Genomic DNA, 806 nt, shown 5'->3' with positions numbered 1-806 from the left:
GCGATACATTCCGGCCTCTCCCCGCAGGCGGGGAGAGGCGAAGAGCGCTGCCGAGAGAAATCCTAGAGACCTGCCGACGCGTCGATCTCGACGCTCGCCTCCACCTGCACCTTGACCGCGGTCACCGAGAACAAGTCCTGCACCGGCTCGACGGTCCACGGCATGTGCTTGGCGCGAGCGGCGGCGACGGGGGCGAAGAAGCTGCGGTGGTGGACGGACGGGCCGAGGCGATTGAGGGCGTCGAGATGTTCGGGGACGGCGTAGCCCTTGTGCTGCTCGAAGCCGTAGCCGGGACAGTCCTGCGCCAGCGCGCACATCAGCCGGTCGCGCGTGACCTTGGCGACGATGGAGGCTGCGGCGATCGACAGCACGATGCCGTCGCCGCCGATCACGGCCTCGCAGTCGCAATTGGTGTCGAGCCGGTCGCGGCCGTCGACGAAGACGTGCCTTGGAGTCTCCGGCAGAGCCACCACGGCGCGCTTCAGCGCCCACAGCGAAGCCCGGAGGATGTTGTCGCGGTCGATGCGCGCGCGCGAGGCGACGGCGACCGACACCTGCGCCGTGGCGCAGATCTTGTCGAACAGCTTTTCGCGCTCCTCGGCGGTCAGGCGCTTGGAATCGTCGATACCGCGCGGGATGCGGTCGGGGTCGAGAATCACCGCGGCGGCCACCACCGGGCCGGCCAGCGGCCCGCGGCCGGCCTCGTCGCAGCCGGCGATCGGCCAGACGCCGCGTTTGATCAGCGCGCGCTCGCGGCGAAAGCTGGGGGCCGCAACGGCAATGATGCCTTTCTTGCCGGCAGGAAC

The 806-nt window shown here is 69.9% G+C and carries 1 protein-coding gene; it reads right to left on the bottom strand.

What is annotated here, in order from left to right; all coding sequences use genetic code 11:
• Positions 1–62: 62 nt before the first annotated feature.
• Positions 63–806 (bottom strand): ribonuclease HII (locus JHD07_RS32995; protein WP_291629744.1); only part of this gene is annotated, 744 nt, incomplete at its 5' end.

This window comes from Bradyrhizobium sp., from assembly GCF_016462955.1.
In the GTDB taxonomy this organism is placed as follows: Bacteria; Pseudomonadota; Alphaproteobacteria; order Rhizobiales; family Xanthobacteraceae; genus Bradyrhizobium.
The sequence above is the reverse complement of the archived record's forward strand: the minus strand, read 5'-3'. Positions and strand labels throughout refer to the sequence as shown.